Source organism: Allomesorhizobium camelthorni, from assembly GCF_011045125.1.
Taxonomy (GTDB): domain Bacteria; phylum Pseudomonadota; class Alphaproteobacteria; order Rhizobiales; family Rhizobiaceae; genus Allomesorhizobium; species Allomesorhizobium camelthorni.
The window spans coordinates 21,560-35,552 of the sequence record NZ_JAAKZF010000052.1 but is presented as its reverse complement, the minus strand read 5'-3'; the positions used below and the strand labels follow the sequence as shown (position 1 = coordinate 35,552).

Here is a 13,993-nt window from a genome sequence, read left to right as displayed (position 1 = left end):
GACGCATCGGTGAATTCGGTTTTCGCCGCCTGATCGTTCATACCAAACACGGAGCAACGCTTGGCTGCTGATTCCGATACAGAGGACCTCTCTGTTATCTCCGTCGACAAAACCTCATCGCCAAATTCCGCTCTTAACGTGCCTTTTGTCTGTTGCCGAAAATATGAGGGGCGGCCGACTCTCGAAAGCAGAATCCCCGCGCTTTCGATGGGATTTTCCAGTGCATCCGAAAATTCCTGAACCCTCGTCTGCAAAAGCGCGATTCCAAGTGACGACAGGAAGTCTGGCGACACGGGTACCACGTAGTGGGTAGAACACGCCAAGGCATTCTGTGTGGGGATCGTAAGATTTGGCGGACAGTCGAATACGATCAGATCGTATTCTCCGTCCAAAGGGGCCAAGGCACGTCTAATTATGGTCTCACGCGCAAACTGCGCCCCGAGATCAAGGTCTATTGTAAATAGATCGAGATGCGATGGAAGAAGGTCAACACCGTCGAAGACTCCTTCAATTATCAAATCAGCAGCTTCCTTACTGTTACTTCCTGCCGCAGTCGTCTGCGCCCTGGTGCCAAACAAATTAGCTACAGTCCCCTTTTTCTCCGAATGATCTTGCCAATCTTCAACGCTTATACAACTAAAAGTAGCGTTTGTTTGGGGATCCAAATCGACCAATAGAACACTTTTACCTTCCTTTCCGCAGTAAGCCGAAAAATTAACAGCTAGAGCGGTTTTGCCGACCCCACCTTTCAAGTTTACGCACGAAAGCAACTTCGTCTTCTCGAATTTAAAACTGGACATGGATATCTCGGATATTAGAGAAACGTAAGCCGAAACGAAACGTATCATCGTGTAGTTCGGAAAATTGTACAAGCCGTCCGATCTCGTCGGAATCTCCATGCTGATTGCTGGCATTAGCCAAGGCTCGAGGCGACGCTCAACTGGCGCGTCGAGCCAGGAGCGCAGCGACGCATCACAGACCGTAGTATCCACGCCGAATCCCGGCAGCTTGCTGGTGGGAACGGGTGTACACGACCGGCATCTAGGCAAGTGTGGCGCCGGAACTGACTCCCGCATAGTCGTGCTGCCACCGTCCCCGCCCCCCTCAAGCCACCACCAACCCCGGCTTCGCCTCCTTCGGCCCGCGATCGTCGATCCCAACGTTCCAATCCGGCCGGCCGTCGGGCGTCATGTCTATAAAATTCCAAACCGGCTCCAGCGTGCCGAAGGCGCGCTCGTCCTGGCCGGGCTCACTCTTGGCGAAATGCAATTCCGAACTCCAGAAATGGCGGATGCCGTCGCCCGAGCGGTGGAACACATGCAGCAGCGGCTGCTGATAGCCTTCCTCGTCCTCGCCATGATAGTCCCGTTTGAAGCTGTTGCCCGCCGCCGACAGGAAGCGCACATGCCGCCAGCCCCTTTCGCCGGCGAAGGTCAGCAGCCGCTCCAGCGGCGTCTTGGCGATGACGACGAAGTTGAAGCCGGCCGCCTCCAGATGCGGCGCCGCGCCGTCCCACTGGTCGACCAGCGCGGTGCAGGACGGGCACGGCGAATCCTCGCGCGGCAGCTTGGCGAAAGCGCCCTCGGCCGGTTTCGGCCGCGGATCGGTCGGATAGCGGGGGAACATCATGTCGTAGGCGATCAGCGTGTCGCGCCCCGGCGCGAACAGCTCTGAAAAACGGATGCGCGCGGGCTTGCCGTCGGCGCTCAGCCCGTCGAAGACATAATCCTCCTTCAGCATGCCGCCCGGCGGAAGCTTCCGCCGCTCCTCGGCCACCGCTTCCATCTGACGTCGAAGCTCGATCTCCTTTTCAAGCAGGCGATCGCGCGCGGCGCGATATTCCGTGGATTCGTTGGGAAAATGCATTTGCGAGCCTCCTTCCGCCGCCCGCCGCCGGGGGCATAACGAACAGCCCGGCGCTTGGTTTCGCGCCGCGGCTGATCCTCCCCCGTTTACGGGGGAGGGGGACCACGCGAAGCGTGGTGGAGGGGGCGGGCCTCGCTCCAAGCTTGCCCCTGTCAGCATCTGTCAGGAATATTTTCTCACTTTATCCCCACCCCTCCGACCGCCCCTACTATCGTCCTCGCCAGCAGGAGGAAACACGGCGATGGACTGGAATGCGGCGATTGAGAAAAACCGGGAGGCGCTGAAGCGCATCCTGTCGGCACTGGTCGCCATGGCCGGGCTCGCCGACGGCCGCGGCGGGACGCTGCCGCGCCATCTCCACCGCGCCGTGCTCCGGCTGCTCCGGCCGGCCGAGGCCGCCACGCGGCGGCTGGTCATCGCGGCGGCGCGCGGGGTCGTGGTAGCTCCGCCGCGTCCGCGCAAGCCGGAGCCCGGTCCGCCGGTCCTGGGCAAGCCGGCCGGAGGCGCCGTGCCGCCCGACGCCCGCACCGCAATGCGCCCCATGACACTGCCGCTTCTCGACCCGCTGCGCCTGCCCTCCCGCCGGCGTCCTGTCGCCGGCGGCGTGCCGCGCATTTCCGTGCCCGGCTTCAGCGCGCCGTTCTCCCTCCCGCCACCGCCCTCGCCCGACGACCCGGTCAATGCCGCGCGTCTCGGCCTCCGGCTCGCCGCGCTGGCCTCAGCACTGGACGATCTGCCGGCGCACGCCCGGCGCTTCGCGCGCTGGCGGGCGGACGCCGCAGGCGCGCAAAACCGAGAAGCGCGCAATCTCCCTCACGGCCGGCCGCGCCGCCTGTGGCCGCTGCGCCCCGGCCGGCCGCCCGGCTGGCGCCGTCGGCCCGAGCACGAGGTCGACGAGGTTTTGAACAACGCCCACGGACTGGCCTTCTGGGCGCTTGAGCGCCCCGACACGTCCTGACGGTTCAATCGCATGGTGAGTTGAGCCGGACCTCGTCTGATGCCCTGCCGGGCAACGGGCGAGCGTTGGAACCTGTCGCGCTCCCGGCCATTCCCATCAAGGCGTTCGCCGTTTCCTCACACTGGCGATGAGCGCCTTGGCGTCAAGCTCGCCCCGCCCACTCCGCATACTCCTTCATCAGCCCATCATAGGCGTCCATCGGCGGCAGGGTCTCATAGGAATGCGGAGCGCCGGTCTGCGCGAAGGGCAGCTTCTCGGCAGTCCAGGTCTCGATGAAGGGCGCGAAATCGGCCGCGCCGTCCAGCATGGTGGTGCGCAGATTGACGAACCAGTCCATCCCTTCCGGCCGGGTGAACATCCAGCTCATGCAGTGCGGGCAGAACATGTGCTTCGTCGCGCCGTGCAACCCGCCGACCACGGGCTCGCCCGAAATCACCTCGAACCCCTCGGCGGGAATCGCGGCCGACAGCGAGAATGCGGAAGAGCTCATCTTCTGGCAGCCGGTGCAGTGGCAAGCCATGGTGACAAGCGGCGGCGCACTGATCCTGATGCGCACCTGCCCGCAGCGGCAGGAGCCCTCGCGCGGAAGTTTCCAGTCCATCGCAGCCTCCTCAAAGACCGCGCGAGTTTAGCGCCGGAGGTTTGGAGGGCAAGCGCCGAGCCGTGAGACCGCTATCCTTCCTTCGCCGCGCCCGCATCCCCGGCCTGTTCGCCCGCCTCCACCGCGCCGATGATCTCGGCAAGCAGCGCATGCAAATCGTCGCGGTGGCCGTTGCGCGCCGAAGGGTTGTCCTCCTCCGAAGTCATGACGACGGTGAGGCCGAGATCCGGCACGATGTAGAGCATCTGGCCGCCATAGCCCCAGGCGTAGCGCACGTCGCGCCCGCCGACCATGCGCAGGAACCAGCCATAGCCGTAGCCGTCGCCGGTGTAGCGCGAATTGGTGCGCTGGCGCCACGAGGCCTCGATCCAGCCGGGCGAAACGAGCTGTTGCCCCTCCGGCGTCTTCCCGCCATTGCGGTAGAGCTCGCCGAAGGCCAGCAGCGAGCGCGGGCTCATCGCCATCTGGTTGCCGCCGAGATAGTAGCCCTGCGGGTCGCGCTCCCAGCCGCCGATTGCGAAACCGTCGAGCGGGCCGAGCCATTCGCGCGCGAGTTCGAGCGTCGAACGCCCGCTGGCCCGCGTCAGTATCGCCGACAGAAGATGCGTCGAGCCGGTCGAATAGAGCATCTGCCCGCCGGGCTCGCCGTCGAACGGCATTGCGAGCGCGGCGCGCACCCAGTCGCGGCTCGACACCCAGCGTCCGTAATTCGGCCCGGAGGTGCGTCCCAGCCCCGCCTGCATGGAAAGCAGATGGCCGATGGTGATCTCCTGGATGCGCGGGTCGGGATCGTCTGGCAGATGGGGACGCAGGATCGGCGCGATCTTCTGGTCGACGCCCTTGAGCACGCCCTTGTCGATCGCGATGCCGACAAGCGCCGAGATGATCGTCTTCGACGCCGACTTGATGTTGGTGGGCGTCTCCGCCGAATTGCCGCGATAGCCGCGCTCGGCGAGGATCTTTCCGCCCTGCGCCACGATCACCGTCTCCAGCGGCTCCAGCGCCTCCGCCCGGTCAAGCACGGAGATCAGCGAGGACGCCGCACCCTCCTGTGCAGAAGCGGCGGGCGCGAGGATGAGAGAAAGGGCGAGAAGGAAGGCGGCGGTTCTGGTCATCGGCGCGACTTAGGGCCTTCACGCGGCAAAATCACGGACGACGGCCCCTCCTCACGGCGATGTGACCGTACATTGCTTCACGCCAGTTTCCCGAGCAGCGCCGCCAGCGTGGCCGCTTCGCCGGCCGCGAGCCGGTCGCCGACCGCCTCCTGGATCGCCGGAGCATATATCGCCCACATGCGGCGGCGCAGATCCCGCCCGGCCGGCGTGATAATGAGCATCTGCCCCCGCCGGTCTGCTTCCACTGCGCGCCGCTCGACCAGCCCGGCTTTTTCCAGCCGGTCGGCAAGCCGCGAAAGGTTGTACTGTTCGAACAGCAGGGCGCGTTCGAGCTCGAACGGCCGAAGCCCCGCCTCGCCCGCCCGCTCCAGTTCCCACAGCGCGTCGTACCACGAAAGCGGCGGCAGGCCGGCCGCCTTCAGCCGCGCCTCTATGGTCGCGGTCGCGACGCGCTGCGCGCGCGAAAGCCCGATCCACGCCGCTTCGGTCGCTTCGTCCGGTTTCCTGTCCATCGCTCACATATAGTTGATTTCATGCATCTGCATCAAGTTTGACATTCAATGCATCTACATCTATTTTCATGCAACTGCATCAACCTTCGAAGGAACCGCCGCCATGCGCGCTGACAAAATAACCCTCGTCTCGTTCGATCTCTGCCCCTACGTCCAGCGCGCCGCGATCGTACTGGCGGAAAAGAACGTGCCGTTCGAGCGCGTCGACATCGACCTCGAAAACAAGCCGGACTGGTTCCTGAAAATTTCCCCGCGCGGAAAGGTGCCGCTCCTGAAGGTCGGCGACGAAGTGCTGTTCGAGAGCGCTGCGATCGTCGAATATCTCGACGAGACCGAGGAGCCCCAGCTGCACCCCGGCGACGCGGTGGCCAAGGCGCGCCACCGCGCCTGGATGGAGTTCGGCTCGGCGATCCTCGCAGACATCTGGACGCTGGAAACCACCGCCGACCACGCGGCGTTCGACAATGCGATCGCGGCCCTCAGGGACAAATTCGCGCGGGTAGAGGCCGAGTTGGGCGAAGGCCGCTATTTCGCTGGCGACGTCTTTTCTATCGTCGACGCGGTGTTCGCGCCGGCCTTCCGTTATTTCGACGTGTTCGACGGGATCGCCGATCTCGGCGTGTTCGACGGCCTGTCCAGGGTGCGGGCATGGCGGGCCGAACTCGCCCAGCGCGCCTCGGTCAGGAATGCTGTGGTGGCGGACTACAACGACCGGCTGAGGAATTTCCTACGCAAGAAGAACGGCCTTCTCGCACAGATGCCGCTGGCTGCGTAACGGTCAGACGCCGCGCCGGCGCCGCCGGTCCTTGCCGAGCCCCGTCTCCTCCAGCAGCCCCTTGCGCTTGGCGTCGTAATAATAGCCGCTGGCGTAGAGCCTTACCGAGCGGTCGTGGTTGCCTCCGGCTGTGATGTAGGCCCCGCGCAGATATTTGACCGCGTATTTCAAATTGGTCTCGGCGTCGAGCAGGCCGCTGGCAGCACCCTTGTAGCCCATGCCGCGCGCCGTATCGTGGCGGATCTGCATCAGGCCCCAATAGGGGCCGTTGCGGGCGGCAGGGCGAAAATTGCTCTCGCGCCTGACCACGCGCCGCACCAGTTCGACCGGCACCTCGTAGTAGGCGGCATAGCGGGTAATCAGCGCGTCCAGTTCAGGACTGCGGGGAGCGACGGCTTGCGGGCCGAAGCTTGCGGCGGGCGCATCGATGCGCGCGAATGCGCTGGGCTGGAGATCCTGTTGTTCGCCATCCTCGCCGGGCAGCGCGGCTATTACGACGCCGGCGTCGGGGCCGGAATCCGCATCCGCGGAAGCAGGGAGAATGGAGACGCTGTCGGGCAGACTGACTTCCGCGCCGGGCGCCATGGAAAGCTGCGCGCCCATGTCGCCGCCGGTCGTGCAGCCCCCGGCCAGTGCCGGTGAAAGCGCCGCCAGCACTATCAGAATTCGGTGGAAAGCAGGCAAAGCCGCACTCGCAATTGATTTGAATATGTGGTCCCGCCCGGCTGTTTTCTTACATGACGATCGCACGCGCGGCAATCGGGTGGCGGTTTCGCGAGCCAGGCGGCAGGATCGCAACAGTGCCGGGCCGCAACGTTCCCGATTTGTACTTGCCGGCCGCGCATGCTAATCTTCGCAAAGATCACGGTAAGGAAATCCCGATGCCCGAAACCACACAGCAACCCTCGACCTACACTCTGTTCGAAACCGCTATCGGCTGGATCGGCATTGCCTGGAGCGAGGCCGGCCTGACCCGGCTGCAGCTTCCCGAGCGCAGCAAGGCCGCCACCGAACGGCGGCTGCTCGCCGCGATCGCCTCGGATGCCGGCCCTGCCCCGCAGCGCGCCGCGGGCGACCCGCCGGCAGCGATCGCCGCGCTCATCGAGGCGTTGCTGCGCTACGCAGCCGGCGAGCCGGTCGACTTCAGCGATGTTCCCGTCGACCTCTCCAGCGTCGATCCTTTTCGCCGCGCCATCTACGATGCGGCGCGAAATCTCGGCTTTGGCGACACCACCACCTATGGCGGCCTCGCCGCCGCGGCCGGCCATGCCGGGCTGGCGCGCGAAACCGGCCAGGCGCTCGGCCGCAATCCGGTTCCGGTCGTCATTCCCTGCCATCGCATAGTCGCCGCCGGCGGCAAGCTCGGCGGGTTTTCGGCGCCGGGCGGCGCGACGACCAAGGAGCGACTGCTCGCCATGGAAGGCGTGCGGGTCGGCCCTCCGCCGCCGGCGCAGGCGTCGTTCGGATTCTAGCGCCGCCGCCTGAAGATGAAGAAATCGTCCGGGTCGACTATGATGCATTCACGCACCAGGCAGGATTTTGTGTCAGCCGTTGGCACGAACGCTGTTTCAGCTACCTCGTTGTGGTTGCAGTAGCGGCGGTCGCTCACATAGCGGCCATAGAGCTGAAGGCTGGGATTGCGCGTCGAGCGCCAGCGCAGGATGGCAGCGCCCTCCCCGCGCACCCTCGCCTGCACTTCGTTGCAGGACATGCTGGTGGAGTTGTAGCGTGAAATCGCCTGCGCTTCGGCGGCCACGAGCGAGATGCAGAGGGCAAGCAACAAACGTTTCATGACGATCCTCTTGAGCTTTGACCTATAAGGAACGTAGCCGCATCCTCGCCGGTTTCGGTTTGCCGGCGAGAAAACGAAATATTCAGCGGCCTTCGGGCAAATCTATGGTCACGCATTTGCGCACGAGGCAGGATTTGGTGTCGCGTGCGGGCACGAAGGTAGTGTCGGCCACCTGCTCGGACTGACAGAACCGCCGGTTGACGACGAAGCGGCCGTAGAGAGGCAGGCTGGGATTGCGCGTCGAGCGCCATTGCAGGATCGCGGCGCCCTCGCTCTGCAGTGTGGCCTTGATCTCGGCGCAGCTCATGCTGGTGGAAGTGTAGCGCGATATCGCATGCGCCGCGGTGGCGACCAGCGCCAGACATAGGGCAATCGACGCGACTCTCATCGTGACCTCCTTTGCCTCGAGTTCAGGTATCAGCGGTCGGGCAGGGCCACGGTAACGCATTTCACATATGCCCAATTTCCTGTAGCGCGTCGGAACGCTCCGCGCTGGTCACCCTAGCGATTTCCGCGATTCCTGAAAACTCTCGCGCACCGGTTAACCGGACAGGATCGGTCAGCAGCCGGCACGTAAGCGATCTCTGCACGCTCCTCCATCTGGCAGAACCGCCGGTTGGCGACATAGCGGCCGTAGAGCGGCAGGCTGGGGTCGCGCGTCGAGCGCCATTGCAAGATCGCAGCGCCCTCGCTCTGCACGGCCGCCTGGATAGCGGCGCAGTTCATGTTCGTGGTCGTGTAGCGCGAAATGGCATGCGCCTCGACGGCGAGCAGCGAAAGGCAAAGGGCGATCGACGCGGCTTTCATGGTTGGCCTCCGGTGAGTTGCGCGCTTGCAGCTGCGGCAATCAAGCCCGGTTTGTTGCAGCCGACTAGCCTTGCCAGCAATGGTTGCGATCACAAGCTGGTGATCGTTCGTTCGCTCAACCTCTTGTATTCGTCCGCGCTATCCTCTATATGAGCCTCGTTGATATTTTCGGCCGATCGATCTAGTAGTCCCGCGATTTTTTCGCGTTTGCTGACGTCCCCCAAAATCTCGATAAAGCGGCCAGGTGGCTTTCGCTTGGTCAAACAACGTTGCAAACGTAAGGAAACACAGAAATGGCAACTGGTACCGTAAAGTGGTTCAATGGAACCAAGGGTTTCGGCTTCATCCAGCCTGACAATGGCGGCGCGGACGTTTTCGTCCACATCTCCGCTGTCGAACGCGCTGGCATGTCGAACCTCGTTGAAGGTCAGAAGATCAACTTCGAGATCGAGCAGGACCGCCGCACCGGCAAGTCCTCGGCCGGCAGCCTCAGCAAGGCAGGCTGATTTAACTGGCGCGCCTGGACGAAAGTCCGGAGCGCTCAGCAAGTCACGGATGTACTGGCGGCTGCGCGACAAGCGCGCCGGAGCAGGTCGACCGGAGACCGGGGCAGCAGATTGCTGCAGGCTTCGCGAGACTGGCTCCAGATCAGTCTGACTGGCAGCGGAAGGCGGGGTAATTCCCCGCCTTTTTGTTTGTCTGGAGATAGGCCGGTTGAACCCGTCATCTCCCGTTGCCGGAGGCAATAGCCCTCCCTTAACGCGGTCCTGCTTCGGCTTATGAGATCGCAAAACGGTGCCGAATGGTCGCCGAAAAGCTATCGTCGCCGCTACGGTGATTGGTTTGCCTTTAAAACCTCCAAACGGGTCTCAAGGCAGCCATTCCTCCGGCACATGCCCCGGATCCGCCCTCACCCGTTCGAGCCAGGCCGAGACCGCCGGATAGGCGCCGAGGTCGAAGCCGCCCTTGTTCGCGTCGTGCGTGTAGGCGTAGAGCGCGATGTCGGCGATGCTCATCTCGTCACCCGCAAAGAAGGGCGTTTTCGACAATTGCTTTTCCATGACGCCTAGCGCCTTGTTGCCGCGCGTCAGCGTTAGTTCGAGCCGCTCCGGCGTAGCGTCCTTGGCGCGCTCGGGAAAAGTCAGGATCGCCTTGCGCACTGCAATGTAGGGCTCGTGGCTGTACTGCTCGAAGAACAGCCACTGATAGGCGAGGCCGCGGCGGTAGCGGTCTGCGGGCAGGAAGCGGGTTCCCTCGGCGAGATAGATCAGGATGGCATTGGATTCGGCGAGCAGCCTGCCATCGTCCAGCTCGAGCAGTGGCACCATCCCGTTCGGGTTCTTCGCCAGATATTCGGCCGAGCGCGTCGCACCGACATGCGAGCTAACCTCGACATGCTTGAAGGGCTGGCCGAGCTTGGCCATCAGGAGCCGCGGCTTGTAGCAATTGCCGCTGTCGATCATTCCATAGATGGTGGTCATGCGCGTTCGGTTCCTTGCCGCGTTCATAGCGTGTGGAACCAATCTATCGCGTCGGGCGCAACAACCATCCAGTCATTTGTTTTGGCGTGACCATCAACGCCGGTGATGGTTCCTGCCGAGGGTGACGACCTTGCCTCCCCGGCGAAGCAGCGCTTCGATCGGCTGCGGCTCCTCGTCCAATGCCGAACCCGCCAGCGCCGGCGGCGAAAGCAGCATGCCCTGAAGGTAGTCGGCGCCTGCCTCCAGCGCCGCTTCCAACTCAGCGGGCGTTTCGATGCCCTGCACCAAGAGCTTCGCGCCAAACCCTCGAAAGGCGTTGATGATCGCGGGAAACAGCTGGGCGGTCTCGGAGCTCTCCTGCACGTCGCGGAACCATGCCCCGTCGATCTTGATGACGTCGGGCTCGATCTGGGTGACCCGGTCGATCGCCGACTGCCCGATGCGAAACTCGGCAATCGAAACACGCGCGCCGTGACTGCGCAATTCGCTGGTCAGCGCCGCCAGCAGCTTTGCATCGAGCGTTGCGGCGTCGAGGATTTCGCAAATGACCATGCCCGTCGGGATGCCCGCCTCCCCGGCGAACGCGGCAATGGAATGAGCCGCACTATCTGGGGACTCCCGGTCGTCGTAGCGCGGATCGATCGTGAGGTAGAGTTCGAAGCGCTCCGGCTCGTCTATGCCGACATTGCTATGGTTGCGCAGATGCAGCATCCGGCAGAGAGCCTCCACAAAGGCCCGGTCGGATTGCGGTGTCTCTTCGAAAAACTCGGCGGGCGCGACGGCGCTTCCCTCGCGAAAGGGGGCCACACGCGCCTCAACCGCGAAAGGTATAAGCTCCGCGCCCTCGCGCCTGAAGATCGGCTGGTGGGCGGTTTTCAGGCGATAATTCCCGTAGATGCCCGTTTCGATGCCGACCTCGTCGACATTGAGCGCGCTTTCGAGATCGTGCGGATTGCCCTCTGGGTCGGTCATCGGCTGCGCTCCCGGCGGACGGAAGCGTAGGAGCGGCCCAAAAGGATGTCGCCAAAGATCCCGCGACGGGCTCTGGGAGAACCGGACTCTATGCAACGCAACTGCCCTGTTTCTTACGGCTCTTGATTGGCCGTTGCGGCGACCTTTAGCAGGGCAAGTTTGACCGGCGGTTAACGCTCGACTTAGGATTGCATCTAACTCCGGGACAACGCGCCGTAGCCTGCGGCACTTGCGATTTCGCGCGCAATCCGACATGAGATGCGCGGCCGATTTTCCGTTGCCGAAACCATGAACTGGAGACATTGCTGTCATGGCCTTCCTTGCCGACGCCCTTTCACGCGTAAAGCCCTCCGCGACCATCGCGGTCACGCAAAAAGCGCGTGAGCTGAAAAACGCCGGCCGCGACGTGATCGGCCTCGGCGCCGGCGAGCCGGATTTCGATACGCCCGACAATATCAAGAATGCCGCCATCGAAGCGATCCGGCGCGGCGAGACCAAATACCCGCCGGTTTCCGGCATCGCACCGCTGCGCGAGGCGATCGCGAAGAAATTCAAGCGCGAGAACAATCTGGAATACCGTACGGAGCAGACGATCGTCGGAACCGGCGGCAAGCAGATACTGTTCAACGCCTTCATGGCGACGCTGAACCCCGGCGACGAGGTCGTGATCCCGACGCCGTACTGGGTCAGCTATCCCGAGATGGTCGCGCTCTGCGGCGGCACGGCGACCTTCGCACAAACCACGATCGACAACGGCTTCAAGCTGACGGCGACCGCGCTCGAAAAGGCGATCACGCCGCGCACCAAATGGCTGGTGCTGAACTCGCCGTCCAACCCGTCAGGCGCCGCCTATAGCGAAGCCGAGCTCCGGGCGCTCGCCGATGTCCTGTTGAGGCATCCCAATGTCTGGGTTCTGACCGACGACATGTACGAGCACCTGACCTATGGCGATTTCGTCTTCAAAACGATTGCCGAGGTCGAGCCGGCGCTCTACGGCCGCACGCTGACCATGAACGGCGTGTCGAAAGCCTATGCCATGACCGGCTGGCGCATCGGTTATGCCGCAGGCCCCGTCGAACTGATCAAGGCGATGGACATGATCCAGGGTCAGCAGACGTCCGGCGCCTGCACGATCGCGCAATGGGCCTCGGTCGAGGCGCTCAACGGCCCGCAGGATTTCATCACCAGGAACAAGGCGATCTTCCAGGGCCGGCGCGATCTCGTGGTCTCGATGCTGAACCAGGCGCGCGGCATCACCTGCCCCTCGCCGGAAGGCGCGTTCTACGTCTATCCATCCTGCGAGGGGCTGATCGGCAGGAAGACGGCTTTGGGCAAGGTCATCGACAATGACGAGACCTTCTGCGCCGAACTCCTGGAGGCTGAAGGCGTCGCGGTGGTGTTCGGCTCGGCCTTCGGCCTCGGGCCCAACTTCCGCATCTCCTACGCCACCTCCGAGGCGCTGCTCGAAGAAGCCTGCACGCGCATCCAGCGCTTTACTGCCTCGCTGGGCTGAGGCGTCGCTGCTGTGAGGCCGCGCCGGCTTTCGGCGCGGTTGTGCACTGCAAAAAAATCAGGACGCCAACGGCTGCTTTTCAATGTCTTCTTAACAGCTGCCCGATAGCTCTGTCCCCGCATGCGAGGGGCGTCGGAATGAGCATACTGGCCACGATCCGCAATCACAGCGGCAGGCTTTATCGCGGAATCCAGCTGTTGCTTCTGCTCAGCCTTTGCTCGGCTCTTTTCGCCGCAATCGGCAATTCCGAAAGCGCTTGGTCCAATGCCGGCCTGGTCGTCTGCATAGCGGCGACTGGCCTGTCGCTGATGACGCTCATGTACATGCGCCGCTCGGTGGTCCACAGGCTGAAACTCGCGGCGAAGGTCGAAGCCCAGAACCACAAGCTGCTGAGGACAGACGCCCTGACGGGAGCTGCCACGCGCAGATTTTTCCTGGAGGAACTGCAGGCCGGCCTGGGCGGACTCCGCAACCGCAAGAAGGCCGCGCTCGTCCTGATCGACATCGACCATTTCAAGCAGATGAACGACACGCTCGGCCATCAATTCGGCGACGCCGTGCTTACCCATCTCGTGGCGATAGCCCGGCAGGCATACCCCGATTCCACTGTCGGGCGTCTCGGCGGCGACGAGTTCGGCGTCATCATGGCTGATGACGACCTTGCCTCGATCATGGCTCAGACCCGGAGCTTTCTCGAAGCGCTGAGCCTCGGCAAGGCGCACGAAGGCCGCCAGATCGCGCTCAGCGCCTCGATCGGCATCGCCATCGCCCCGCTGCACTCGTCGGAGACGAAGGAGTTGATGCTTCTGGCCGACTTGGCGCTATACGACAGCAAGGCGGCCGGGCGCGGGCGCATGACGGTTTTCGATGCCGAGATGTTGTCCGACAAGCGCTACCGCCGTCTCGTCGAGCGCGAACTCCGGGCGGCGCTCTACCTGAATCATCTCGAGCTTCATTACCAGCCGATCACCGACTCCGACGGAGAAACGGTTGCACTCGAAGGGCTGGTGCGCTGGCGGCACCCGGTGCGCGGCATGATCCCGCCCGCGGAATTCATATCGATCGCGGAACGCTCGAACCTCATCGACATGCTGGGCGAGTGGGTGTTCAGGCGCGCCTGCGCCGACATTGCAGGTTTTCCCGGCTGCCGCATCAGCATCAACATGTCCGGCGAGCAACTCAAGCGCGACGAGATCGTGGCCATGCTCGGTCGAGTGCTCGCCGAGACAGGGAAATCAGCCGACCGTTTCGTGATCGAAATTACCGAGACTGTGGCGACGGCCGCGACGCCGGAAGTCCTGGAGCGCCTGGAGGCTGTCCGGGCGATGGGCTTCCGGATCGCGCTTGACGATTTCGGCACCGGCCATTGCGGCTTCAACTATCTGAAGACGCTTCCAACCGACAGCATCAAGATCGACCGAAGCTATATCAGCAGCCTGTCGAGTGATCCGGTGGCGCAAGTCTTCGTTTCCGCGCTGGCCCAGATCGCGCGCATCCAGAATCTGACCATTGTGGGCCGAGGGCGTCGAAACCGCCGAAGAGTTCGCGCTCGCTCACGCCGCCGGCTGCAACAGGTTTCAAGGTTATTTTATAAGCCGCCC

The 13,993-nt window shown here is 63.5% G+C and carries 16 protein-coding genes and 1 pseudogene; 6 read left to right on the top strand and 11 right to left on the bottom strand.

Annotated features, from left to right (window positions below):
- Together G6N73_RS25515 and G6N73_RS25510 are read right to left on the bottom strand one after the other, a co-directional pair.
- On the bottom strand, positions 1 to 800 hold an 800-nt coding region (locus G6N73_RS25515), incomplete at its 3' end, for a ParA family protein (RefSeq protein ID WP_165032768.1).
- Positions 801 to 1,104: 304 nt separating this feature from the next.
- Positions 1,105 to 1,866 carry a DUF899 family protein gene (locus tag G6N73_RS25510; protein ID WP_165032766.1) on the bottom strand — a complete coding sequence of 254 codons (762 nt, stop codon included), beginning with the start codon at positions 1,864 to 1,866 and terminating at the stop codon, positions 1,105 to 1,107.
- 241 nt (positions 1,867 to 2,107) lie between these two features.
- On the opposite strand from G6N73_RS25510, the gene G6N73_RS25505 reads away from it, so the two are divergent.
- Positions 2,108 to 2,824 (top strand): hypothetical protein, encoded by a 717-nt coding sequence (locus tag G6N73_RS25505; protein ID WP_165032764.1) that lies wholly within the window; start codon positions 2,108 to 2,110, stop codon positions 2,822 to 2,824.
- 142 nt (positions 2,825 to 2,966) lie between these two features.
- Here the strand turns inward: G6N73_RS25505 and G6N73_RS25500 are convergent, their stop codons facing one another.
- The 3 genes from G6N73_RS25500 to G6N73_RS25490 form a co-directional block, all read right to left on the bottom strand.
- Positions 2,967 to 3,425: a GFA family protein gene (locus tag G6N73_RS25500; RefSeq protein WP_165032762.1), complete on the bottom strand. Its 459-nt coding sequence runs from the start codon at positions 3,423 to 3,425 to the stop codon at positions 2,967 to 2,969.
- Positions 3,426 to 3,496: 71 nt separating this feature from the next.
- A complete protein-coding gene (locus tag G6N73_RS25495; protein WP_165032760.1) occupies positions 3,497 to 4,540 on the bottom strand; it encodes a serine hydrolase domain-containing protein in 1,044 nt (347 codons plus the stop codon).
- Positions 4,541 to 4,617: 77 nt separating this feature from the next.
- Positions 4,618 to 5,052, bottom strand: coding sequence for a MarR family winged helix-turn-helix transcriptional regulator (locus G6N73_RS25490; RefSeq protein ID WP_165032758.1), 435 nt, complete (start codon positions 5,050 to 5,052; stop codon positions 4,618 to 4,620).
- 103 nt (positions 5,053 to 5,155) lie between these two features.
- On the opposite strand from G6N73_RS25490, the gene G6N73_RS25485 reads away from it, so the two are divergent.
- Positions 5,156 to 5,827 (top strand): glutathione S-transferase family protein, encoded by a 672-nt coding sequence (locus tag G6N73_RS25485; protein WP_165032757.1) that lies wholly within the window; start codon positions 5,156 to 5,158, stop codon positions 5,825 to 5,827.
- Between the two features lie 3 nt (positions 5,828 to 5,830).
- On the opposite strand, the gene G6N73_RS25480 is transcribed toward G6N73_RS25485, so the two are convergent.
- The gene (locus tag G6N73_RS25480) at positions 5,831 to 6,628 is read right to left on the bottom strand and encodes a transglycosylase SLT domain-containing protein (protein WP_484477015.1); all 798 of its coding nucleotides are present in this window, start codon (positions 6,626 to 6,628) and stop codon (positions 5,831 to 5,833) included.
- Between the two features lie 80 nt (positions 6,629 to 6,708).
- Here G6N73_RS25480 and G6N73_RS25475 point away from each other — a divergent pair, with 80 nt between their 5' ends.
- The gene (locus G6N73_RS25475; RefSeq protein ID WP_165032755.1) at positions 6,709 to 7,299 is read left to right on the top strand and encodes a methylated-DNA--[protein]-cysteine S-methyltransferase; all 591 of its coding nucleotides are present in this window, start codon (positions 6,709 to 6,711) and stop codon (positions 7,297 to 7,299) included.
- Here the strand turns inward: G6N73_RS25475 and G6N73_RS25470 are convergent.
- The 3 genes from G6N73_RS25470 to G6N73_RS25460 form a co-directional block, all read right to left on the bottom strand.
- Positions 7,296 to 7,619, bottom strand: coding sequence for a hypothetical protein (locus tag G6N73_RS25470; protein WP_165032754.1), 324 nt, complete (start codon positions 7,617 to 7,619; stop codon positions 7,296 to 7,298). The genes G6N73_RS25475 and G6N73_RS25470 overlap by 4 nt on opposite strands.
- An 82-nt stretch (positions 7,620 to 7,701) precedes the next feature.
- Positions 7,702 to 8,007, bottom strand: coding sequence for a hypothetical protein (locus G6N73_RS25465; RefSeq protein ID WP_165032753.1), 306 nt, complete (start codon positions 8,005 to 8,007; stop codon positions 7,702 to 7,704).
- 113 nt (positions 8,008 to 8,120) lie between these two features.
- Positions 8,121 to 8,426 carry a hypothetical protein gene (locus tag G6N73_RS25460; RefSeq protein ID WP_165032752.1) on the bottom strand — a complete coding sequence of 102 codons (306 nt, stop codon included), beginning with the start codon at positions 8,424 to 8,426 and terminating at the stop codon, positions 8,121 to 8,123.
- A gap of 293 nt (positions 8,427 to 8,719) precedes the next feature.
- Between G6N73_RS25460 and G6N73_RS25455 the strand changes: the two genes are divergently transcribed.
- Positions 8,720 to 8,932 carry a cold-shock protein gene (locus G6N73_RS25455; protein ID WP_008835680.1) on the top strand — a complete coding sequence of 71 codons (213 nt, stop codon included), beginning with the start codon at positions 8,720 to 8,722 and terminating at the stop codon, positions 8,930 to 8,932.
- Between the two features lie 363 nt (positions 8,933 to 9,295).
- On the opposite strand, the gene G6N73_RS25450 is transcribed toward G6N73_RS25455, so the two are convergent.
- Both G6N73_RS25450 and G6N73_RS25445 read right to left on the bottom strand, forming a co-directional pair.
- Positions 9,296 to 9,907, bottom strand: a complete 612-nt coding sequence (locus tag G6N73_RS25450; protein ID WP_165032751.1) for a glutathione S-transferase family protein — start codon at positions 9,905 to 9,907, stop codon at positions 9,296 to 9,298.
- Between the two features lie 93 nt (positions 9,908 to 10,000).
- The gene (locus G6N73_RS25445) at positions 10,001 to 10,879 is read right to left on the bottom strand and encodes an EAL domain-containing protein (RefSeq protein WP_165032749.1); all 879 of its coding nucleotides are present in this window, start codon (positions 10,877 to 10,879) and stop codon (positions 10,001 to 10,003) included.
- Positions 10,880 to 11,189: 310 nt separating this feature from the next.
- On the opposite strand from G6N73_RS25445, the gene G6N73_RS25440 reads away from it, so the two are divergent.
- Positions 11,190 to 12,392 carry a pyridoxal phosphate-dependent aminotransferase gene (locus G6N73_RS25440; RefSeq protein ID WP_165032748.1) on the top strand — a complete coding sequence of 401 codons (1,203 nt, stop codon included), beginning with the start codon at positions 11,190 to 11,192 and terminating at the stop codon, positions 12,390 to 12,392.
- A gap of 137 nt (positions 12,393 to 12,529) precedes the next feature.
- A pseudogene (locus tag G6N73_RS25435) lies at positions 12,530 to 13,855 on the top strand (putative bifunctional diguanylate cyclase/phosphodiesterase); the annotation flags it as partial.
- Positions 13,856 to 13,993 lie beyond the last annotated feature (138 nt).

Coding starts and splice junctions, on each gene's coding strand:
- G6N73_RS25510 (WP_165032766.1), bottom strand. CDS start 1,866: ATGCATTTTCCCAACGAATCCACGGAATATCGCGCCGCGCGCGATCGC.
- G6N73_RS25505 (WP_165032764.1), top strand. CDS start 2,108: ATGGACTGGAATGCGGCGATTGAGAAAAACCGGGAGGCGCTGAAGCGC.
- G6N73_RS25500 (WP_165032762.1), bottom strand. CDS start 3,425: ATGGACTGGAAACTTCCGCGCGAGGGCTCCTGCCGCTGCGGGCAGGTG.
- G6N73_RS25495 (WP_165032760.1), bottom strand. CDS start 4,540: ATGACCAGAACCGCCGCCTTCCTTCTCGCCCTTTCTCTCATCCTCGCG.
- G6N73_RS25490 (WP_165032758.1), bottom strand. CDS start 5,052: ATGGACAGGAAACCGGACGAAGCGACCGAAGCGGCGTGGATCGGGCTT.
- G6N73_RS25485 (WP_165032757.1), top strand. CDS start 5,156: ATGCGCGCTGACAAAATAACCCTCGTCTCGTTCGATCTCTGCCCCTAC.
- G6N73_RS25475 (WP_165032755.1), top strand. CDS start 6,709: ATGCCCGAAACCACACAGCAACCCTCGACCTACACTCTGTTCGAAACC.
- G6N73_RS25470 (WP_165032754.1), bottom strand. CDS start 7,619: ATGAAACGTTTGTTGCTTGCCCTCTGCATCTCGCTCGTGGCCGCCGAA.
- G6N73_RS25465 (WP_165032753.1), bottom strand. CDS start 8,007: ATGAGAGTCGCGTCGATTGCCCTATGTCTGGCGCTGGTCGCCACCGCG.
- G6N73_RS25460 (WP_165032752.1), bottom strand. CDS start 8,426: ATGAAAGCCGCGTCGATCGCCCTTTGCCTTTCGCTGCTCGCCGTCGAG.
- G6N73_RS25455 (WP_008835680.1), top strand. CDS start 8,720: ATGGCAACTGGTACCGTAAAGTGGTTCAATGGAACCAAGGGTTTCGGC.
- G6N73_RS25450 (WP_165032751.1), bottom strand. CDS start 9,907: ATGACCACCATCTATGGAATGATCGACAGCGGCAATTGCTACAAGCCG.
- G6N73_RS25445 (WP_165032749.1), bottom strand. CDS start 10,879: ATGACCGACCCAGAGGGCAATCCGCACGATCTCGAAAGCGCGCTCAAT.
- G6N73_RS25440 (WP_165032748.1), top strand. CDS start 11,190: ATGGCCTTCCTTGCCGACGCCCTTTCACGCGTAAAGCCCTCCGCGACC.